The following is an 18,877-nucleotide window of genomic DNA, read 5'->3' as shown; positions in this document are numbered from 1 at the left end:
GCGAGAAGCCGTGCCGCGGGCGCGGCAGAGAGCCCCGGGGAAGGCCCGCGCCGCGGGCTCAGGCGTCGATGACGGCGATCAGGTCGCCCTCCTGGACGACGTCGCCCTCGTTGACCGCGAGCTGGGAGACCGTGCCGTCGGTCTCGGCCACCACCGGGATCTCCATCTTCATCGACTCGAGGATCACCAGGGTGTCGCCCTCGGCCACCGTGTCGCCGGTCGAGGCCACGACCTTCCACACATTGGCCACCATCTCGGCCCGGATTTCGTCGGACATCCCGGACGCCTCCTTGAGTCACCGCTCGTCGGTCGACGCCATCAAATCATGGATCCGTCGCGGGTGAGTCGCGCCCGGCCGTCTACCATCGGCGTTCGGAAACGTGTCAGGAACAGGAGCTCACGACATGGCGAAGAAGTCGCGCAAGAAGAAGGCCCGCAAGAAGAGCGCCGCCAACCACGGCAAGCGCCCCAACAGCTGAGGGCACACATACGAAAGCCCCGGCTGCCATGGGCGGCCGGGGCTTCGTGTTCACCAGATCAGGGCAGGTATTCGCGGGTTTCCACCTGCACCTCGAGCTGGTCGAGCTTGACCCGCAGGCGCTCGCGCAGTTCGAGCGGCGCGGTCTCGTCACCGCAGCAGCGGGCGACCAGCGCCTTCACCTCGTGCTCGATGCCGTACTCCTCGAGGCAGCCGGAGCAGTCGTCCAGGTGCTTCTTGATCAGCGCTCGCCGGTCCTCGCTGCACTCGAGGTCGAGGTAGAGGTAGACCTCGCTGATCACGACGCTGCAATCGGTGTCGTGTTCGTGTTCGTCGCCGTTGGTTCCCACTTTTTCAGGCCTCCTGCGGTTCCGACGCGGTGCGGGTGATCCCGCGGTCGGCGGCGTACTGCTCGAGCAGCTTGCGAAGGTTGCGCCGCCCCCGGTGCAGGCGCGACATGACGGTGCCGATGGGCGTGCCCATGATGTCGGCGATCTCCTTGTAGGAGAAGCCCTCGACATCAGCGAGATAGACCGCGAGGCGGAAGTCTTCCGGCAGCGACTGCAGGGCTTCCTTGATGTCGCTGTCGGGCAGCCGGTCGAGCGCCTCGGTCTCGGCCGAGCGCAGGCCGACCGAGGTGTGCGACTCCGACGAGGCCAGCTGCCAGTCGGTGATCTCCTCGGTGGGCGCCTGGACGGGCTGGCGCTGCTTCTTGCGGTACGAGTTGATGTACGTGTTCGTCAGGATGCGGTAGAGCCACGCCTTGAGGTTCGTCCCCTCTTCGAACTGGTGAAACGCGGAGTACGCCTTCAGGAACGTCTCCTGCACCAGATCTTCGGCGTCGGCCGGGTTACGCGTCATGCGCAGACCCGCCGCATACAACTGATCCACGAACGGCAACGCGTCGCGTTCGAAACGCGCTCGGCGTTCCTCCGTCCGTTCTGTCTGCGCCACCCTGTGTTCTCCCCTCGACCGACCCGCCGAGGATACGGGTAGTGCCCCAGTCGTCGCGTCGAAAACCGCGGGTGTGCTGACACTCACCGATGGGATGGCGGGTTCGGGCTGTACCGCGGGCCACTCGGGGGCGCTCAACAGGTCACGCACCTGGGCCACCCTCCGGCCGTCGCGTTCGACGAACTCGGTTCCGGCTCGCACCACACCAACCCCTTCCGAGGGACAAAAACTCTCCGGGTGGTGTAACCGCGAACGCGCAAGTTGCATTCCGATCAGGTCGCCCAGCCGTGCCTCCGCAGCCACGCCACGGCCAGCTCGGCCGTACCTTTCACGTCTTTTCGCAGGTCGTGCGTCGCGCCGGGCCGAACGGCCACCTCACGCCGCGGGCCGGGCGACGGCACGCCGAAAGGATCACGGTCGCCGTTGAGGACCAGCGTCGGCACGTCGTCGGGCAACTCGCCGGCCCGGCTCTTCTCCGGGCGGCCCGGTGGGTGCAGCGGGAAGGCCAGGCAGAGAACCCCCGCGGCGCCGAGGGCGGTCGCGGTGCGGCACGCGACCCGCGCTCCGCTCGACCGGCCTCCGACGATCAAAGGCCGATCGCGTACGCCGAGGTGACCGACGATCGCCGTCCACGCCTCGTCGAGTTGCGCGGCCGGGGCGGGGGCCTTGCGGCCGGCGACGCGGTAGGGCTGGGTCGCGAGCACGACGCGTACGCCGGAAGGTGTCGCCGCATCGCGCAGCGCGAGGATGTCGGGGGCGTCGACGCCTCCGCCCGCACCGTGGCCGACGACCAGCACGCTGACGGCGGGGCCGGCGGGATCCGCGACCCGGATCCACGCCGGCCCGCGCGGTGTCGCTATCTCTTGATCGGGGCCCGGCCCGTCGAACTCAGTCACAGCCCCTATGTAATCAGCGCGTCATCGGCATCAGTGTCAGTAGACGGCGTTCTTCCTCGTCCGGGTCGTCGTCGACCGCCTCGCCGTCCGGCTTGACGCGTTCGCGCCAGGCCACGAGCATGGCTCGCCGCTCGCGGGGCGTCGTGCCGCCCCAGACCCCGTGACAGTCGCCCACCTGCAGCGCCCAGACCAGGCACGGCCCTTTGACGTCGCAGGTGCCGCAGAGCGCGACCGCGCCCTCGGACGGCTCGTTGGGAGCCGGGAAGAACGTCTCCGGGTCGACGCTGCGGCAGGCGCCGCGGGTCCGCCAGGCTTCGTCACTCCGGCGTTCCTCGATTGCTGCAAGCAGACGCGAGTCCGAGCGCGCGATGGCTACCTCATGTGGACGCGGCATGCGAGCACGTGTCATCAGCCCACCTCCCCCGTGGGACCGGTGTTGCGCGTGGTAGCCCGTCCGCACCGTGCAGGACCGGCACCACTCCGGCGCTGGTTTGTATCGCACGGTACAAGATCAGAACAAGGGGCTTATCAATCTAGAAATAAAGTTGCTTGTTCAGAACGCGCTCATAGCCAGACAAAACTATGCATTAGAAAAGAGTTTCGGAAACTCGCTCGACCGGCGGCTCGAGCAGGTGCGGCCCGTTGTTGCGGACGTTGCCGACATCGGGGCGGACCGCCCGCACGTCGATCGCCTCGAGCTCGGACCCGGTCATCGGCCGCAGCCGCGCGGCCGGATCGCCGCCGCCGGCCAGCCAGTCGTCCCACCGCTCGCCGGGCAGGATCAGCGGCATGCGGTCGTGCACCCGGGCCAGGCCACCGGCCGCCGCGGTCGTGATGATCGTGCAGGTCAGCAGGGAATCGGGGCCCCAGACGGACCAAAGGCCGCCGAAAGCCAGCGGGCGGCCGTCGAGCGGGCTCATATAGAAGGCCTGCCGCTGCTTGCCGTCACGCACCCACTCGAACCAGCCGTCGGCCGGGATCAGGCAGCGGCGCTTGGCGAAGGACGGCGCGAAGGCCGGCGAGGTCGCGACGGTCTCCGACCGGGCGTTGATCATGCGGGCGCCGGCGCGCGGATCGGTCGCCCACGGCGGCACCAGGCCCCAGCGGGCCGAGTCGACCACCCGGGCGGCGCGGCTCCGCGACACGCGGACGACCGGGACCGGGTCGGTGGGCGCGACGTTCCAACTCGGCCCCGGGGTCTCGGCGACGCTCACGGCGTCGAACAGGAGACTGAGGTCGGCGTCGTTTCGGGTCGTCGCGTACCGGCCGCACATGGTTGGCAACGGTACGCCCTGCCAAGCGGTCCCGCGGGGCACGACGTAGCGTGTACAAGGGAAAGCGAGAAGCGAGGAGCGGGCGCTGCCAGGTCGCAAGCGGGAGTACGACGAAGACGACGTACGGATCCGGCCGGGCCGTTCGTCGCGCCCACGCACCCGGACCCGGCCCAAGCACGACGACGCCATCGAGGCCCTGGTGATCGCGGTCGACCGTGGCCGGTACGGCTGCGTGCTCGCCGACGGCACCCCCGACAGCACGCTCATCACCGCGATGCGCGCCCGCGAGCTCGGCCGTAAGTCGGTCGTGGTCGGTGACCGGGTGGCCCTGGTCGGCGACGTCTCGGGCGACGACGGCGCGCTGGCCCGCATCGTCCGGATCGCCGAGCGCACCTCGGTGCTGCGCCGCACGGCCGACGACGACGACACGACACCCGAGGGCCGGCTCGAACGGGTCGTGGTCGCCAACGCCGACCAGCTGGTGATCGTCAGCGCGCTGGCCGACCCGCCGCCCCGCACCGGCTTCATCGACCGGTGCCTGGTCGCGGCGTACGACGCCGACATCGAGCCGCTGCTCTGCCTGACCAAGGCCGACCTGGCCGGCCCCGAGACGGTGATCGGCTACTACGCCGAGCTCGACCTGCCCTACGTGCTGATCAAGCCGGACAGCGACCTCACCGAGCTGCGCGAGCGCCTGGCCGGTCAGATCTCGGTGCTCGTCGGCCACTCCGGCGTCGGCAAGTCCACGCTGGTCAACCGCCTGGTCCCGGACGCGCTGCGGGCGGTCGGCGTGGTCAGCGCGATCGGCAAGGGCCGGCACACCTCGACCAGCGCGGTCGCGCTCCGGCTGCCTCCGGTCGGCCGATCCCGTAAGGACCCGGGCTGGATCATCGACACCCCGGGCATCCGCAGCTTCGGGCTGGCCCACGTGAGCGCCGAGAGCCTGCTGCACGGCTTCCCCGACCTGGTCGAGGGCACGCTGGAGGACCAGCCCAACTGCGGGCACGCCGGGAACGACGCCGACTGCCGCCTCGACGCGTGGGTCGCGGCGGGCCATGCCGACCCGCGCCGACTGGCCTCCTACCGCCGCCTGCTCGCCTCCCGGGCCGGTGAGCTGGACGTCCGCGGCAACACCGAGGACGGCGACGAGCTGGTGGCCCCGCCGACACCGGGCTGACACCTTCGATCCGCTAGCGTGCGGGCATGGCTGGCTACTCGGACGATCTCGCCCTTGCCCATCTGCTCGCCGACACGGCCGACTCGATCTCGATGGCCCGGTTCCGGGCCGGCGATCTGAAGGTCCAGTCCAAGCCTGACCTCACCCCGGTCTCCGATGCCGACACGGCCGTCGAGCAGGCGATACGGGCGACCCTCGCGCGGGCCCGGCCCCGCGATTCGGTGCTCGGCGAGGAGTTCGGGCGGTCCGAGGCGGCGGCCGGGCCGGGCAGCCGGCACTGGGTGATCGACCCGATCGACGGCACGAAGAACTTCGTCCGCGGGGTGCCGATCTGGGGCACGCTGATCGCCCTGCTCGAGGGGGACACCCCGGTCGCGGGACTGGTCTCGGCGCCCGCCCTCGGCCGGCGGTGGTGGGGCGCGACCGGGCTCGGGGCGTACGCCGGAAAGCATCAGCACGCGGCGAGCCGCATCGGGGTCTCCGGGGTTCGGCGGCTGGCCGACGCGAGCTTCTGCTATTCGAGCCTGACCGGGTGGGCCGAGCTCGGGAAGACCCAGGCGGTCGTCGACCTGTCGCTGGCCGCCTGGCGCAGCCGGGCCTACGGGGACTTCTACGGCTACATGCTGCTCGCCGAGGGCGCGCTCGACGTGATGATCGAGGCCGAGCTGTCGTTGTGGGACGTGGCCGCGCTCATCCCGATCATCCAGGAGGCGGGCGGCAAGATCACCGATCTCGGTGGGCGACCGGCCGGTGACAAGACGTCCTCGATCGCGACGAACGGTCTGCTGCACGAGACGGTCCTGACCGCGCTCACCCGCTGACAGGTCTATCGTGCGTCTCGTGGTGTCATCCGGCTGGATCTTCCTCGCCGCCATGATCATGGCGTACGGGGTCGCCAACCTGCTCCAGTCGCGGGCCGCGACCCGCACCACGATGCACCACACCTTCGACCCCGGCCTGCTGTTGCGCCTGGCCGGCCAGCGGTGCTACCTGGCCGGCATCGGCTTCCAGACGCTCGGGTTCATCCTCGCCTTTCTGGCCCGTCGCGACCTTCCGCTGTTCCTGGTGCAGGCCAGCGTCGCCGCCGGGCTCGGCGTCACCGTGCTGCTCGGCGTGGTCGTGCTGAAGTGGAGCCTGCCCACGGCCGAGCTGGCGCTGCTGGGCCTGCTGCTGGCCGGCATCTGCGCCCTGGTGCTGTCGGCTCAACCGGCGCATTCGCGCCGGATCGGGCCCGGGATGGTGGTCGCGCTCGCCGTGTCGGTCCTGGTGATCGCCGGGCTGGGCTATTTTTCCGTACGCCTGCACGGCGCGCTCGGCTCGGTCGTGCTCGGCTCGCTGGCCGGCATCGACTTCTCGGCCGCCGCGATCGCCGCCCGGCCGCTGACCAACGCCCACACCGTCGCCGGCTTCCTCACCAACCCGCTGCTCTATCTGGTGCTCGTGCACTCGCTGGTCGGTCAGCTGCTGCTCGGCTTGGCCATGCAGCGCGGCTCGACGACCGCCGCGGTCGCCGCGATGGACGCCGCCGGCGCGGTGCCGGCCGCGATCGTCGGCCTGCTGGTGCTCGGCGACCGCATCGAGCCGGGACTCGGCTGGCTGGCCGCGCTCGGCTTCGTTGTCACGCTCGGCGCGGTGATCGGCCTGACCCGCTATGCGGAACCGCAGCACCACCACGCGACCACGCCCGCCCGGCACCCCGGCCCGCGCCTGCGCACCGCGACGACCGGCCGCTGAGCCACTCGCCGCTTCCCAGGCATGGGAACGCCCGTTCGGGGTACATCCAGGCAATGCTCGCCATGCGCTTATGTCCCGATTAGGGCCTCTCCTGGGCAGACAGCGGCGTGAGAATGCCAGGCCCCGGCTCTCGCCTCGCCGAAATGCGAACGGGGGACGCGTTATGCACAATGGAGCGATCATGCCCAGCGAGGTACGGCACCGGGTCGCCACCGATCAGGCATTTCCGCTGGTCCGACTGGCCGGGGTGCTCAGTGCGGACACAGCGGCCGAAACGCGGTCGGCACTGCTCGACGTGCTCGCCGGCCAGCCCGAGGCGGTCGTCGTCGACGTCGCCGACCTCGACCTGGCCGACCCGGCGGCCGCCGGGACGCTCCGCGACCTGCGCGAGGAGACCGCCGACTGGCCCGCGGCCCGGCTCGCCCTGTCCGACCCGCACGACGCCGGCCGCTGGCGGGACACCGGCTGGCCGGTCTGGCCGAGCCCGTCCGCGGCGCTCGACTCGCTCGGCGACCCGAACCGCGACGACCGGCTGGCGCTGACGCTGGAGCCGGCGGTGGGCGCGGCGCGCCGTTCACGCGAGACGATCACCGAGGCGTGCGAGCGGTGGGACCGCTCCGACCTGGCCGGGTCGGCCTGCATCGTGGTCACCGAGATGGTCAACAACGTGGTCGCCCACGCGCGGACGTCGATGGTCGTGCTGCTGGCCGTACGCAACGGCGGCCTGGCCGTCGCGGTGCGGGACGAGTCGCCCCGGGTGCCGTCGTTCACCGGGGCACCGGCGCCGACCGCGTACGGCGGGCGCGGCACGTTGCTGATCGACACGGTGGCGACCCGGTGGGGCAGCCTCCCGCTGGCCCACGGGAAGGTCGTGTGGGCGCTGCTGGGCCCGGGCAAGGACGGCGATGATGGGGATGACCGCCAAAATATGAGGTAATTTCCGATTATGGACGACGACACTCCCCCGGCATTCGACGCCGACGCGTGGGGTGCCAGTCCGAGCTGGGACCCGCTCGCCGAGCGATCCCTCTACGACGACGACCTCGACGACGAGGAACAGGTGCCGCTGGCCCGCTCGCTCGTCGCGGCCCCGGACTAGCCAGTCCGGATGCGGCCCGGGCTAGTCGTCGAGGCCCTGCTCGATCGCGTAGCGGGTGAGCTCGACCCGGTTGTGCAGTTGGAGCTTGCCGAGCGTGTTCTGCACGTGGTTTTGCACCGTGCGGTGGCTCAGCACCAGCCGCTCGGCGATCTGCCGGTAGGACAGCCCCTTGGCGACCAGGCGCAGCACCTCGGTCTCGCGCTCGGTCAGCTTCGGCGTGATCGCGTCGGACCCGGACGGCTCGACCGCCAGCCGGCGGAACTCGCCCAGCACCAGCCCGGCCAGGCCCGGCGTGAAGACGGTGTCGCCGGCCGCGGTGCGGGCCACCGCGTCGAGGAACTCGGTCAGGCCGGCCGACTTGAGCAGGTAGCCGGTGGCGCCCGCCTTCACCGCGTCGAGCACGTCGCGCTGTTCGCCGCTGGCCGAGAGCATGAGGATGCGGATCTCGCCGAGGGCCTCGCGCAGCCCGTTGATCACCTCGACGCCGGAGACGTCGGGCAGCTGGAGGTCGAGCACGACCACGTCGGGGCGGGCCGCCGCGGCGATGCGGACGGCCTGCCGGCCCTCGCCGACACTGGCGACCACGGCGTAGCCGGCCGCGGCGAGGTCACGGCTCACGCCCTCGCGCCACATCGGGTGGTCGTCGACCACCATCACGCGTACGGGAGTCGTCACGGCAGTCACGATATCGGCACCACCATCTCGACTTCGGCCCCGGCGCCCGGCGGCGACGTGATGTGAACCCGGCCGCCGAGCGCGGCGACCCGGCCGCGGATCGACTGGGCGACGCCGAGCCGGCCCTGGGACGCGGCCTGCTCGAGGCGTTCGGCCGGGATGCCGTCGCCGTCGTCCCGCACGGTCACGGTGACCGCGCCCGGTTCCTGCTCGACCAGCACGTAGGCCTTCGTGCCGGGCGGGCAGTGCCGGGTCACGTTGTCGAGGGCGGCGGCGACCGCGGCCGCGAGTTCGTGGGCCGTGCGCTCGGGAAGGCGTACGGGATCGGCCGGGCCGGCCACCGAGACCTCGGCCGACGCCCGCGGCCGAAGCAGGCCCATCAGGTCGGCCTCGCCGGCCTGATCGGGCCGGGCGGGAGGCTGGCTCGCCACCATGTTGCGCAGCGCGGCCTCCTGTTCGCCGGCCAGCCGGGCCAGCTCGCCCGCCTCGCCGTCGAGGCCGGCGCCCCGCCGCCGGACCAGCGCGAGCACCTGCAGCACCGAGTCGTGGATGTCGCGGGCCAGGCGCTCGCGTTCGCGGGTCGACGCCTCCAGCTCGATCGCCCGCTGCAGCCGCCGGTGCGAGGACTCGACGACCCGCACCAGATAGCCGACCGCGATCGCGGCCAGCAGCATCAGCACCGAACCCGTGAACGCCGCCTGGTCGTAGTGCGCCCGCACGACCAGATCGGTGGCTCCCATCGCGGCCGCCGCCGCGATGCCACCCCGCCGCCCGGCGAACACCGCCCAGGCCAGCACCGGAGCGACGTGCCAGGCGACGGCGAGGGTGGGCCGCCCCTGCTCGAGCGCGGGCCGGCCGACGATCCACACGCTGCTCGCCAGCGCGGCCATGGTGATCAGCTGGTCGGCGATCAGCAGCGGTGCCCGGCGGCGGGCCGGATAGGCGTAGGCGTACGTCGTGGTGAGGGTCCAGGCGGCCATCAGCGCGAGGGCCGGCCAGGCCAGCATCGGCCGCTGGTAGTGCTCGAAATTGCGGATGATCAAGATCGTGGTGTAGGCCAGCGCGGCGATGCGGTAGACCGCGATAGCTCGCCAGAGCGGGGCCTGCGCCATGCTTTGAGGCTCCCACAGCGGGGAACCGGACGCGGCCCCGCTCTGCGGGAAGATCGGCGGTCGCCTACCGTCGAACGCATCGGCGATGACGTTCTCCTCCACGAAGCGTTCGACCACAGCACGATCACCGCGCTGCGGCACGCCGTCGCGTCCCGGGCCGGTGAGGCCGGACTGGGCGCCGACCGGCTGGACGACTTCGTGGTGGCGGTCAACGAGCTGCTCACCAACGCGGTGCGGCACGGCGGAGGCGGCGGCCGGCTCACGCTGCTGCACACCGGCGACCGTGTGGTGTGCGAAGTCACCGACAACGGTCCGGGCCTCCCGGCGCCGCTCGACGGGCCGGTGCGACCGTCGGCCGATCAGCCCGGCGGCTGGGGCCTCTGGCTGGCCGAAGAGCTGACCGACACCTTCGAGCTGGTCACCGGGGCCGGCGGGACAACGGTCCGGGTCAGCAGCCGCACTTCCTTAAGAGAGCCTTAAGAGCGCCCCTCCGATCTTGCAACGTGAGCGGCTCTCGTGAATGGTGTGCCTCGCTGTGAATTAGCTAGGGGGTCCCGGTGCACCAGGCACGTCATCGGACGGGCGGATCGAAGTGGTCGATCCGGCCTCGCTCGCTGGCCGCACTCGCCGTCGCCACCGCCGGACTGGCCGCCTCGATCTGGCTGCCCGGGCGCAACGACGCCGCATCCGCCTCGGTCTCCCACCCGGCCTTCGCCGACGACTTCGCCGGCACCCGGGGCTCCGCCCTCGACCTCGCCAAGTGGAGCCTCGACGGCGACCCCGGCAACAGCGTGCAGGACGGCGACGGCGACCTCGTGGTCACCCGGCTGCTGCGCACCCGGCAGGCGTTCGGCCAGAAGTACGGCCACGCCGAGGCCCGCATCGAGGCCAGCCGCGAGACCGGCGCGTGGCGGGCGTTCAGCGTGCTCGACCGCTACGGGCGCCTCATCCCGGGCCGGCTCCAGACGCTGCGCGGCGGCATCGACCCGACCGACGGCGACGGCTTCCACACGTACGCGATCGACTGGTCCCCCAAGGCGATCGTGTGGTCGGTCGACGGGCACCCCTCGCTGCGGCTGCTGCCCGACAACGCGCCCGACGGCATCGTGCTGGTGCTCAACCTGGCCACCGACGGCGCCGACCCGGTCCGCATGATCGTCGACTTCGTGCACGTCTCGGTCTTCGGCCGCCCCGGCCGGCTACCCTCCGAGCCCCCCAGCGAGTCGCCGTCGGTGAGCCCGTCCCCCACCCCGACCCCGAGTCGGACGACCGCCCCCGCGGCCGCGCCGTGGAAGCCGTTCACCGACTACAAAGCCGGTGACCTGGTCACCTTCGGCGGCTCGACGTACAAGGTGAAGGAAGCGCACACCTCGCTGCCGGACTGGAAGCCGCCGGCCGTGCCCAACCTCTTCCAGAAGGTCAGCTAGGGCTGATCCGGTAGCTGTCGCCGTAGACCTTCCAGGACAGCGGCGTCATCAGGTCGAGATTGCCCACGGCGAGGAACCGGCGCTGCGCGGTGTCGACCCGGGTGGTATCGCTGTGCGCCTCCTCGGTGCGCATCGCGGCGACCCGGGCGTCCAGGAACGCACCCAGATAGGTGATCTCGTCGCCGCCCTGGGCCGGCAGCGGCGCCTTCCGCATCGCGGCGGCCCGGATCCCGCGCAGCCCCGAGACACCGTGCATGACCGCGGCGTCGTAGTAGGCGAACTGCCCGAGCGCCCGCAGCCCGTCCTGCGCGGCCAGGCGCACCGCCGGCTGGAAGTACACCTGGTCACGCTCGTCCTCCTGCACCTTCTGGAAGACCGGGTCGGTGGCCGCCGCCCTCCAGGCGACCGGGAACCCCGGATCGAGCCCGGCGTGCGAGTCCGAGCCGTCCACCCGGCGCAGGGCCGGGAGGTACGCCGCGAGCACGTTCCGCGGCTCGCGCCGGGTGTACTCCTGGACGACCTCGAGCATGTCCGACGTGCCGGAGCAGAAGCCGATGATCCCGCCGGTGTAGCCGCGCCCGTCGTGGATGTCCTCGATGTAGCCGAACTCCCGGCGCCAGTTCAGCGTCGAGTTCTCGGCGCTCGCGACCAGTTCGAGCGCGGTCTCCTTCTTGCCGGTGCTCTCCAGGCCCGCGCTCTCCAGGCCGGCGCTCTCTAGACCTGCGGCGGCGCCGGGCAGGCTCTCGGTCACGTTCGCGGTCGAGCCGGCCGGCCCGTAGACCCGGAGATCCCACAGCGAGTAGCCGCCGGTCGCCCGGCCGCGCTGGGTGGCCAGCACCCGCAGGTACCGCCCGTGGCCGTCGAGCCTCACGAGGTCGTCGGTGCCGCCGTTGCCCGACCGGGTGGTGAACAGGGTGGTCCAGCTCGCGCCGTCGTCCGAGGTCTGCACCCGATACGTCCGGGCGTACGCGCTCTCCCAGCGCAGCCGCACCCGGTCGACCGCACGCACGGCGCCCAGGTCGACGCGCAGCCACTGCGTGCCCGCCCCGTCCGCACTGGCCCAGCGGGTGTCGCCGGCCGCGTCGGTCGCGTCGCCGGCCGCCCACCGCGGGCCGAGCACCGACGAGGCGGTCGCCGGGCGGTCGCGCGAGAGCAGCACCTCGTCACTGGCGTGAGCGGCGGCGGCCGAGACCGCGAGCGGCACGCAGAGCACCACGGCCACGCCGCCGAGCACGAATTTGGTCGGCACACTCCCACGCTAGGGCGGCGACGACCGGGCCCGTGGAGCGTTTCGCCGGAAAAACCTACTCCGGGCGACGGCGGCCCCGGCGCACCAGCAGGATCACGAGCAGGATCGCGGCCACCACGAACAGGCAGCACAGGCCGCCCAGGAGCCCCACGAACCCGAACCCGCCGCGGCGCCGCCGGTAGCGCACCGCCTCGGTCGCCACGTCGGCGACGCCGTTGCTCGCCGCCCAGGCATGCACGGGGACGACCAGCGTGAGCGTCAGGCCGGTCACGGCCGCGGCAACCCGCGACCACCACTTCATCACTGCGGACATCACTCCATCCTGAATCAGGCAAGCAAGGATGACCCGTCGTCGGGCAGGGTATGAGCAGCAGGGACAACGTGAGAGGGGTGCGGATGGACGCCGATCTGGTGGCATTGGCCGAGGCCAACGGGGTGGCCACCTGGTACGAGGACTGGCACCGCGAGCGCAGGGACGTCGCGCCCGAGTCGGTGGTCGCCGTCCTGGGCCTGCTCGGCGTGGACGCCACCTCCCCGGCGGCGATCGCCTCGGCGCTGGCCCAGCGGCGGGAGCAGGACCAGCCCGGCACCGTGGTGGTGCGCGAAGGCTCGGGGCGGCCGCTGACCGGCCCGGGAGTGATCACGCTCGAGGACGGTTCCTCGCGGGAGGTCACCGAGGTTCCCGGCGATCTCCCGCTGGGCTATCACACGCTGCGGGTCGGCGACCGCGCGAGCACGCTGATCGTGGTACCCGAGTCGCTGCCCGAGGCGCCGCCGAGCTGGGGCTGGATGCTCCAGCTGTACGCGCTGCACTCGGACCGCTCGTGGGGCATGGGCGACCTCGGCGACCTGCAGGACTTCCTGCCGTCGGCCGGATCGCCGGGGCTGATCCTGCTCAACCCGCTGCACGCGATCACGCCGACGCTGCCGGTGGCCGCCTCGCCCTATTCGCCGTCCAGCCGGCGGTTCGCCAACCCGCTCTACCTGCGAATCTCCGACACCCCGGAATACCGGCGGGCCGATCCGGCCCTGCGCGAGCAGGTCGACGCGCTCCGGCCTTCACCGGGCGACTTGATCGACTACAGCGCGGTCTGGCAGGCGAAACGGGCGGCGCTCGAGCTGCTGTGGCCGCTGGCCGGGGAGATCGACCTGGAATCCGACCCGGGACTCGCCGACTTCGCCCGGTTCTGCGCGCTCGCCGAACGGTTCGGCCCGAACTGGACCGAGTGGCCGGAGCACTACCGCCGCCCCGACTCGGCGGCCGTCCGGGCGTACGAGAGTGAGCGGGTGGCCTTCCACGCCTGGCTGCAGCGTCTGCTGACCGAGCAGCTCGCCGCCGCGAACGCGGCGGCGAGGGAGGCCGGCATGCCGGTCGGCATCGTCCACGACCTGGCCGTCGGCATCGACCCGAATGGGGCCGACGGCTGGCTGCTGCAGGACGTGCTGGCCGCCGGCGTGCACACCGGCGCCCCGCCGGACGCGTTCAACCAGCTCGGGCAGGACTGGGGGCTCGCCGCCTGGCGTCCCGACCAGCTGATCGAGACCGGGTACGCGGCTTACCGCGACATGCTGCGGCGCATCTTCCAGCGGGCCGGCGGTCTGCGGGTCGACCACGTGGCCGGCCTGTGGCGGCTGTGGTGGGTGCCGCCGGGCATGGGACCGGCCGAGGGCACCTACGTGCACTACGACCCCGAGGCGATGCTCGGCATCCTGGCCCTGGAGGCGACCCGGGCCGGCGCGGTGGTGATCGGCGAGGACCTCGGCACGGTGCAGAAGGCCGTGACCGAGACGCTGGAACGGATGAACATGCTCGGTTCGGCGGTTCTCTGGTTCACCCGGGTCTGGGAGGCTGAGGGGCAGCCGTTCATCGCCGCCGCCGACTATCCCCGCAACGCGCTGGCCAGCGTCTCGACCCACGACCTGCCGACCGCGGCCGGGTTCCTGACCGGGGAGCAGGTGCGGGTGCGGGCCCGGCTGGGTCAGCTCGCGGGGACGGTCGAGGAGGAGACGGCGGCGGCCGACAAGGATCGGGCCGCCCTGCTCGCGCTTCTGCGAAAGGACGGTCTGATCACCGACGACAGCAGCACCGACGAGATCATCCTGGCGATGCACGAGTTCCTGGCCCGCACGCCGTGCCGGTTCGTCACCGCCTCGCTGTACGACGTGCTCGGCGAGATCGACCAGCCCAACCTGCCCGGCACGACCGACCAATATCCGAACTGGCGCCTGCCGCTGCGGGCCGACCTGGCGGAGATCGCCAAGGATCCCCGCATCGCCCGGACGGCCGCGGTGCTCAGCGCTCGAAAGGTGGCGGGATGAGCTTCCTCGACAAGGCCAAGGACTTCATCGACAAGCACGAGGAGCAGGTCGACAAGGCCCTCGACAAGGTCGGTGACGTGGTCGACAAGAAGACCGACCACAAATACTCGTCACAGATCGACAAGGCCGTCGACGAGGCCCAGAAACGGACCGGGGAGGCCTAGGCCTGCCCTAGACGGCCAACGGCTCCGGGCCGGCGTCGTCGTCGACCGCGAACAGCATCGGGTGCAGGGGCAGGAAGACGTCGCGCTGGCGGCACAGCGTCGGGGGCAGCAGGGACGAGCGGTGTCCCGGGTGCTCGCCGCAGTGCCGCATGGCGCGGGTGACCGCGTCGGCGTGGTGACGGCCTCCGCCGTACTCGCCGCAGTGCGCGCAGTCCCAGCGCCAGAAGGCCGGGCCGTCCTCGGATTCGTACCGCCGGATCCGCAGCGGCGGGCCGGCCTCCTGCTGGGCGGCGGCCAGGATCGCGGGCATCTGGCCGGCCGGTGGTGGTTCCAGGGCGCGGCGCGGCGGCTCGCCGATGAGGTGCGCCAGCACATTGCTCGTCACGGTGGTCAGTGTGACCCGCCCTGAACTGCCCATATGGGAGTTTCGCGAAAAATATCCCCGAAACTGGTACAGGCATACTTACCGGGTGGCACAGCGCAGGCGGTCCGAACGCATGATCGAGACGGTCGCCTCCGGCGTGGCCGAACTGGTGCCCGACCCCGACCGCGCCACCGCCTTCACGCTGCTGCTCGACGGCGCGCCGCAGTCCCACGTCGACCTGGCCGACCCGACCCATCTCGAGTTCGAATACGTGCGCCGGATCGCCGCGGCGATCGACCTGAGCGCTCCGCCCGGCGAACCGCTGCGCGTGCTCCACCTGGGCGGCGGCGCGCTCACCCTGCCCCGCTACGTCGCGGCCACCCGGCCCGGCTCGGCCCAGCGGGTGGTCGAGATCGACGGGCCGCTGGTCGAACTCGTCCGACGGCAGCTTCCGCTGCCGGCCAAGGCAGCTATCCGCGTACGCGTCGACGACGCCCGAGCGGCCGTCGAAGGCATGCGCGAGGCCGGATACGACCTGGTCGTCCTCGACGTCTTCGCCGGCGCCCGCACCCCGGCCCACCTCGCCTCGGTCGAGTTCATCCGATCCGTCGCCCGGGTGCTCGCCCCGGCCGGCCGGCTGATCGCCAACATCGCCGACGGGCCGCCCTTCAAACACGCCCGGGCCCAGGTCGCCACGATCCGTTCGGTGCTGCCCGAGGCGTGCCTGGTCGCCGACGCGGCGGTGCTGCGCGGGCGCCGATTCGGCAACCTGGTCGTGCTGGCCGGCCGCACCCCGCCGCCGATCGCCGAGCTGTCCCGGCGGGCGGCCGGCGACTGGTTCCCGGGCCGGCTCGAGACCGACCTCGACCGATTCGCGGCCGGAGCGGCGGTCGTCACGGACAGTGTCGCGGTCGCCTCACCGAACCCGCCCGAGGGCCTGTTCAGTAACCGACGGTGATCCGAATCAACCCAAACGTTCAAGTAATTCGGCCCTGTCGTGTACTAGTCAGGAAATCCGGTGTGATTCCGCCGCGCCGACTTGTCCCCGTCGATGACGCACGGTTGTAATCGACACCAGGCCGGGAATCTGGGACTCGGCCGCCAACCCGGGGAGATGGCGCGACGTGCCCGACATGTTCTTCCTGTCCGCTTCGGGCCCCGAGCCGGTCCGCAGCCTGCAGGAGTCGCTCGGCACCGAGCGCATCCTCTGGACCGGGCGCTGCGCGGTCGCCGAGTACGCGTTCGGCGAGCCCGCCTCGCTTCCCCGCTGGACCCTCCCCGAGGAGACCGGCGTCGCCGTCACCGAGACCCGGGTCGTGTTCGTCGACCCGGCGGGCCGGGCCGGCGGCGAACTGCACTGGCTGTGGCCGCAGCACCTGCGCGTGCAGCCGGGCAACCGCGACACCGGGCGCTCGGCCACCGTCACCCAGATTCAGCTGGTGTGCAACGGGCCCGCAGGCGCGTTCCCGGCGCTCGTGTTCGCGGGCGGCGACCTGGCGACGGTCGGCGACGCCGACCGGCTGGCCAACATGCTGCGCCAGTCGATCGCCCGGTTCCGGGTCGAGCACTCGGGCGAACTGGGGCTGGCGGCGCCGCAGGCCCGCATGCTGTCGCGGCTGGTGATCGGGCCGGAATTCAACAACTACCAGGGCGGCGAGGGGCAGACGGTCTCGCTGCTCGGCTCGTTGACGGTCGAGGGGCCGATCAGCACCGGCGTCACCGGGCCGACGCTCGAGGTCGAGTCGATCTCCTCGGTGCCGGTCGTCGACGCGGCGGGCTGGGAGCAGGAGCCGTTCCTCGACGAGCACATGTCCGGCGGGCAGCCCGGCTTTGACGCTTACGCCGCCTATGCGGGCGGTCCAGGCGGCTACGCGGGCAGCCAGAGCACCCACGCGGGTGACCAGATCGCCTACGTGGGTGAGCAGAGCGCCTACGTGGGTGAGCAGAGCGCCTACGTGGGTGAGCAGAGTGCCTACGCAGGTGAGCAGAGCGCCTACGCAAGTGAGCAGGCCGCTCACGTGGGTGAGCCGGCCTCTTACCCGGGCGGCCCGGATGGTCAGCCGGCCGAGCCCGGCGGTTACGACGGGACCCTGCAGCGCGCCTACCCGGGCGAGCACGGCGGCTACCCGGCCGAGCATGCCGGCCACGCGGGTGCGCAAGGCGGTTACCCGGTCGAGCAGGGCGGCTACGCCGTCGAGCAGCACGCCGGATACGACGAGCCGCATCCCTACGCGGACTACCAGCCGGCACCGGTGCCCGCGCCCCACCCCTTCCCGGCGCCGCACCCGCTCCCGGCCGCGCCGCCCGCCCGCACGCCCCAACCGGAGTACACCGACCTGGCCTCACGCGCCGCCGACCTGGCCGCCCGGGTGGCCAGCCTGGTCTCGGCCAACGCGGGCGCCGAGCAGTCCCTCGAGCGCTACGAGACGCAGACCACCAACCTGTCGTCGTTCCTCGCCGAGGGCGACCACGGTCTCCCGGCCGACGAGCGGGCCGAGTCGGCGCGGCGCACGGCGGCCCGCTTCGCCGGGAACTCGGCCCGGGCCCGCGCCACCGGCCAGCGCCCGGTCGGCGACGACCAGGGCACGCGTCACCGCAACGACTGAACCCGGTCAGCCTTCAGACGGGCGTGCGCGCTTCTCCGGCGTACGCCCGCGGGCGTCAGCCACCACCTGGGGTGCCGTGCCCACCGGGCGCCGTCGCCCGGCCCGGCCCTTCGTGACCGCCTCGCCGGCGGCGAAGCACGTGCCCTCGGCCACCCGCCGCTCGTGGACCGTGTGGGCGCGGTGGATGAGATCTATCAGCTCGTCTTCCGAGCGCACCTGCTCGCGGTAGCGGTCGGGCAGCGACTTGAGGTGCTCCTCCTCGACCAGCAGGCGGTGGAAGATCGCGTCGCAGTAGGCCGGGTCGGTCTCGATGTCGAGGAACTCCAGGGCGTGCCGGCGGGCGGCCGCCGTGTACATCTGGGCGCGGCCCTTCGCGCTCAGCAGCGACACCACGACGGTGATGAGCAGCACCGACACGATGATCGTCAGGGACAGCCCGGTGGAGATCTCGAAGACGTGGATCGGGTGGCCGCCGTTGAGGAACGGCACGTTGTTTTCGTGCATGGAGTGCAGGACCAGCTTGACGCCGATCAGCGCCAGGATCGCGGCCAGGCCGTAGGAGAGGTAGACCAGACGGTCGAGCAACCCGTCGATCAGGAAGTAGAGCTGGCGCAGGCCGAGCAGGGAGAACGCGGTCGCGGTGAAGACCAGGTAGACGTTCTGGGTGAGGCCGAAGATCGCCGGGATCGAGTCGAGCGCGAACAGGATGTCGGTGCCGCCGATCGCCACCATGACCAGCAGCATCGGGGTCATCACGCGCCGGCCGTCCTGCTGGGTGAAGAGCTTGTCGCCGTCGTAGACGTCGGAGGTGCGCAGCACCCGCCGGGCCAGCCGGATGATGATGTTGTCGGGGCTCTCCTCCTCGCCGCTCGCCTGCTGACGCAGCAGGTTGCCCGCGGTGACCAGCAGAATCAGCCCGAACAGGTAGAACACCCAGGCGAACGAGTCGATCAGCGCGGCGCCGAGCAGGATGAACCCGGTGCGCGCGATCAGCGACACCGCGATGCCGACGAGCAGCACCTTCTGCTGGTCGGCGCGGGGCACCTTGAAGCTGCTGAGCAGCAGCAGGAACACGAACAGGTTGTCGACCGAGAGGGCTTCCTCGGTGACGTAGCCGGCGAAATATTGAGTGCCCATCGCGCCGCCGCCGAAGACCACGACACCCAACCCGAACAGAATCGCGATCGACACGTAGATCGCGGTCCACCGCGCCGCCTCGCCGATGCTCGGCACGTGCGCGCGCCGGACATGGAAGAAGTAGTCGAAAAGCAGCAGACCGACGATGCCGAGAACGGTCAGCAGCCAAACCATTCTCACATCCTAGGGGTGGCGGGACCGGCTGACGCCTT

The 18,877-nt window shown here is 71.7% G+C and carries 23 protein-coding genes; 11 read left to right on the top strand and 12 right to left on the bottom strand.

From position 1 onward, the window contains the following. Positions 1–58: 58 nt before the first annotated feature. From AB0M88_RS20835 to AB0M88_RS20810, 6 genes are all read right to left on the bottom strand, one after another. Positions 59–277 carry a biotin/lipoyl-binding carrier protein gene (locus AB0M88_RS20835; protein WP_364104364.1) on the bottom strand — a complete coding sequence of 73 codons (219 nt, stop codon included), beginning with the start codon at positions 275–277 and terminating at the stop codon, positions 59–61. A gap of 260 nt (positions 278–537) precedes the next feature. Next, positions 538–828 (bottom strand): mycothiol system anti-sigma-R factor, encoded by a 291-nt coding sequence (rsrA, locus tag AB0M88_RS20830; protein WP_364104361.1) that lies wholly within the window; start codon positions 826–828, stop codon positions 538–540. Between the two features lie 4 nt (positions 829–832). Continuing rightward, on the bottom strand, positions 833–1,633 hold the full coding sequence (locus AB0M88_RS20825; protein WP_364104459.1) for a sigma-70 family RNA polymerase sigma factor: 801 nt from the start codon (positions 1,631–1,633) through the stop codon (positions 833–835). A 71-nt stretch (positions 1,634–1,704) separates the two neighbouring features. Next, complete coding sequence (locus tag AB0M88_RS20820) at positions 1,705–2,328, bottom strand: alpha/beta family hydrolase (protein ID WP_364104359.1); 624 nt, start codon at positions 2,326–2,328, stop codon at positions 1,705–1,707. Between the two features lie 13 nt (positions 2,329–2,341). Further along, on the bottom strand, positions 2,342–2,737 hold the full coding sequence (locus AB0M88_RS20815; RefSeq protein ID WP_364104356.1) for a WhiB family transcriptional regulator: 396 nt from the start codon (positions 2,735–2,737) through the stop codon (positions 2,342–2,344). 178 nt (positions 2,738–2,915) lie between these two features. Beyond that, positions 2,916–3,602, bottom strand: a complete 687-nt coding sequence (locus AB0M88_RS20810; protein ID WP_364104353.1) for an SOS response-associated peptidase — start codon at positions 3,600–3,602, stop codon at positions 2,916–2,918. Between the two features lie 85 nt (positions 3,603–3,687). Between AB0M88_RS20810 and rsgA the strand changes: the two genes are divergently transcribed. The 5 genes from rsgA to AB0M88_RS20785 all read left to right on the top strand — a co-directional run bounded on the left by rsgA (position 3,688) and on the right by AB0M88_RS20785 (position 7,612). Next, the gene (gene rsgA / locus AB0M88_RS20805; RefSeq protein ID WP_364104457.1) at positions 3,688–4,779 is read left to right on the top strand and encodes a ribosome small subunit-dependent GTPase A; all 1,092 of its coding nucleotides are present in this window, start codon (positions 3,688–3,690) and stop codon (positions 4,777–4,779) included. A gap of 26 nt (positions 4,780–4,805) precedes the next feature. Then, a complete protein-coding gene (gene hisN / locus AB0M88_RS20800) occupies positions 4,806–5,600 on the top strand; it encodes a histidinol-phosphatase (protein ID WP_364104350.1) in 795 nt (264 codons plus the stop codon). Between the two features lie 19 nt (positions 5,601–5,619). Continuing rightward, positions 5,620–6,513 (top strand): hypothetical protein, encoded by an 894-nt coding sequence (locus AB0M88_RS20795; RefSeq protein ID WP_364104347.1) that lies wholly within the window; start codon positions 5,620–5,622, stop codon positions 6,511–6,513. A gap of 181 nt (positions 6,514–6,694) precedes the next feature. After that, a complete protein-coding gene (locus AB0M88_RS20790; RefSeq protein WP_364104344.1) occupies positions 6,695–7,450 on the top strand; it encodes an ATP-binding protein in 756 nt (251 codons plus the stop codon). Positions 7,451–7,459: 9 nt separating this feature from the next. Next, positions 7,460–7,612 (top strand): hypothetical protein, encoded by a 153-nt coding sequence (locus tag AB0M88_RS20785; protein WP_364104341.1) that lies wholly within the window; start codon positions 7,460–7,462, stop codon positions 7,610–7,612. Positions 7,613–7,633: 21 nt separating this feature from the next. Here AB0M88_RS20785 and AB0M88_RS20780 read toward each other — a convergent pair whose 3' ends face one another. Beyond that, entirely contained in the window at positions 7,634–8,266 is a 633-nt protein-coding gene (locus tag AB0M88_RS20780; RefSeq protein ID WP_364104454.1) for a response regulator transcription factor, read from the bottom strand. A 26-nt stretch (positions 8,267–8,292) separates the two neighbouring features. Beyond that, positions 8,293–9,399 carry a DUF5931 domain-containing protein gene (locus AB0M88_RS20775; protein ID WP_364104338.1) on the bottom strand — a complete coding sequence of 369 codons (1,107 nt, stop codon included), beginning with the start codon at positions 9,397–9,399 and terminating at the stop codon, positions 8,293–8,295. A gap of 42 nt (positions 9,400–9,441) precedes the next feature. On the opposite strand from AB0M88_RS20775, the gene AB0M88_RS20770 reads away from it, so the two are divergent. Both AB0M88_RS20770 and AB0M88_RS20765 read left to right on the top strand, forming a co-directional pair. Beyond that, positions 9,442–9,879 (top strand): ATP-binding protein, encoded by a 438-nt coding sequence (locus tag AB0M88_RS20770; protein WP_364104451.1) that lies wholly within the window; start codon positions 9,442–9,444, stop codon positions 9,877–9,879. A gap of 77 nt (positions 9,880–9,956) precedes the next feature. Next, a complete protein-coding gene (locus AB0M88_RS20765) occupies positions 9,957–10,826 on the top strand; it encodes a carbohydrate-binding protein (RefSeq protein WP_364104335.1) in 870 nt (289 codons plus the stop codon). On the opposite strand, the gene AB0M88_RS20760 is transcribed toward AB0M88_RS20765, so the two are convergent. Together AB0M88_RS20760 and AB0M88_RS20755 are read right to left on the bottom strand one after the other, a co-directional pair. Further along, entirely contained in the window at positions 10,819–12,075 is a 1,257-nt protein-coding gene (locus AB0M88_RS20760) for a chitosanase (RefSeq protein WP_364104332.1), read from the bottom strand. The two genes, AB0M88_RS20765 and AB0M88_RS20760, sit on opposite strands and share 8 nt — an antisense overlap. 55 nt (positions 12,076–12,130) lie before the next feature. Next, entirely contained in the window at positions 12,131–12,388 is a 258-nt protein-coding gene (locus AB0M88_RS20755) for a hypothetical protein (RefSeq protein ID WP_364104329.1), read from the bottom strand. A gap of 83 nt (positions 12,389–12,471) precedes the next feature. Between AB0M88_RS20755 and malQ the strand changes: the two genes are divergently transcribed. Both malQ and AB0M88_RS20745 read left to right on the top strand, forming a co-directional pair. Then, complete coding sequence (malQ, locus tag AB0M88_RS20750; protein ID WP_364104327.1) at positions 12,472–14,394, top strand: 4-alpha-glucanotransferase; 1,923 nt, start codon at positions 12,472–12,474, stop codon at positions 14,392–14,394. Continuing rightward, positions 14,391–14,558: an antitoxin gene (locus AB0M88_RS20745; protein WP_364104325.1), complete on the top strand. Its 168-nt coding sequence runs from the start codon at positions 14,391–14,393 to the stop codon at positions 14,556–14,558. Before malQ ends, AB0M88_RS20745 begins: the two co-directional genes overlap by 4 nt. 7 nt (positions 14,559–14,565) lie before the next feature. Here AB0M88_RS20745 and AB0M88_RS20740 read toward each other — a convergent pair whose 3' ends face one another. After that, a complete protein-coding gene (locus AB0M88_RS20740; protein ID WP_364104322.1) occupies positions 14,566–14,943 on the bottom strand; it encodes a hypothetical protein in 378 nt (125 codons plus the stop codon). A 112-nt stretch (positions 14,944–15,055) separates the two neighbouring features. Here AB0M88_RS20740 and AB0M88_RS20735 point away from each other — a divergent pair, with 112 nt between their 5' ends. Both AB0M88_RS20735 and AB0M88_RS20730 read left to right on the top strand, forming a co-directional pair. Beyond that, the gene (locus AB0M88_RS20735; protein ID WP_364104448.1) at positions 15,056–15,880 is read left to right on the top strand and encodes a fused MFS/spermidine synthase; all 825 of its coding nucleotides are present in this window, start codon (positions 15,056–15,058) and stop codon (positions 15,878–15,880) included. 166 nt (positions 15,881–16,046) lie between these two features. After that, positions 16,047–17,528, top strand: coding sequence for a hypothetical protein (locus AB0M88_RS20730; RefSeq protein WP_364104319.1), 1,482 nt, complete (start codon positions 16,047–16,049; stop codon positions 17,526–17,528). A 6-nt stretch (positions 17,529–17,534) separates the two neighbouring features. On the opposite strand, the gene AB0M88_RS20725 is transcribed toward AB0M88_RS20730, so the two are convergent. Further along, positions 17,535–18,839 carry a TerC/Alx family metal homeostasis membrane protein gene (locus AB0M88_RS20725; RefSeq protein WP_364104316.1) on the bottom strand — a complete coding sequence of 435 codons (1,305 nt, stop codon included), beginning with the start codon at positions 18,837–18,839 and terminating at the stop codon, positions 17,535–17,537. Positions 18,840–18,877 lie beyond the last annotated feature (38 nt).

The organism is Actinoplanes sp. NPDC051411 (genome assembly GCF_040682075.1).
In the GTDB taxonomy this organism is placed as follows: domain Bacteria; phylum Actinomycetota; class Actinomycetes; order Mycobacteriales; family Micromonosporaceae; genus Actinoplanes.
Note: the sequence above shows the minus strand (reverse complement) of the source record. Positions and strands in the feature narration are given on the sequence as shown.

Excerpts from the sequence above, each read along its gene's own strand:
- AB0M88_RS20835 (WP_364104364.1), bottom strand. The coding sequence starts at position 277 with ATGTCCGACGAAATCCGGGCCGAGATGGTGGCCAATGTGTGGAAGGTC.
- AB0M88_RS20815 (WP_364104356.1), bottom strand. The coding sequence starts at position 2,737 with ATGACACGTGCTCGCATGCCGCGTCCACATGAGGTAGCCATCGCGCGC.
- AB0M88_RS20810 (WP_364104353.1), bottom strand. The coding sequence starts at position 3,602 with ATGTGCGGCCGGTACGCGACGACCCGAAACGACGCCGACCTCAGTCTC.
- hisN (WP_364104350.1), top strand. The coding sequence starts at position 4,806 with ATGGCTGGCTACTCGGACGATCTCGCCCTTGCCCATCTGCTCGCCGAC.
- AB0M88_RS20790 (WP_364104344.1), top strand. The coding sequence starts at position 6,695 with ATGCCCAGCGAGGTACGGCACCGGGTCGCCACCGATCAGGCATTTCCG.
- AB0M88_RS20785 (WP_364104341.1), top strand. The coding sequence starts at position 7,460 with ATGGACGACGACACTCCCCCGGCATTCGACGCCGACGCGTGGGGTGCC.
- AB0M88_RS20780 (WP_364104454.1), bottom strand. The coding sequence starts at position 8,266 with ATGGTGGTCGACGACCACCCGATGTGGCGCGAGGGCGTGAGCCGTGAC.
- AB0M88_RS20775 (WP_364104338.1), bottom strand. The coding sequence starts at position 9,399 with ATGGCGCAGGCCCCGCTCTGGCGAGCTATCGCGGTCTACCGCATCGCC.
- AB0M88_RS20755 (WP_364104329.1), bottom strand. The coding sequence starts at position 12,388 with ATGTCCGCAGTGATGAAGTGGTGGTCGCGGGTTGCCGCGGCCGTGACC.
- malQ (WP_364104327.1), top strand. The coding sequence starts at position 12,472 with ATGGACGCCGATCTGGTGGCATTGGCCGAGGCCAACGGGGTGGCCACC.
- AB0M88_RS20745 (WP_364104325.1), top strand. The coding sequence starts at position 14,391 with ATGAGCTTCCTCGACAAGGCCAAGGACTTCATCGACAAGCACGAGGAG.
- AB0M88_RS20735 (WP_364104448.1), top strand. The coding sequence starts at position 15,056 with ATGATCGAGACGGTCGCCTCCGGCGTGGCCGAACTGGTGCCCGACCCC.
- AB0M88_RS20725 (WP_364104316.1), bottom strand. The coding sequence starts at position 18,839 with ATGGTTTGGCTGCTGACCGTTCTCGGCATCGTCGGTCTGCTGCTTTTC.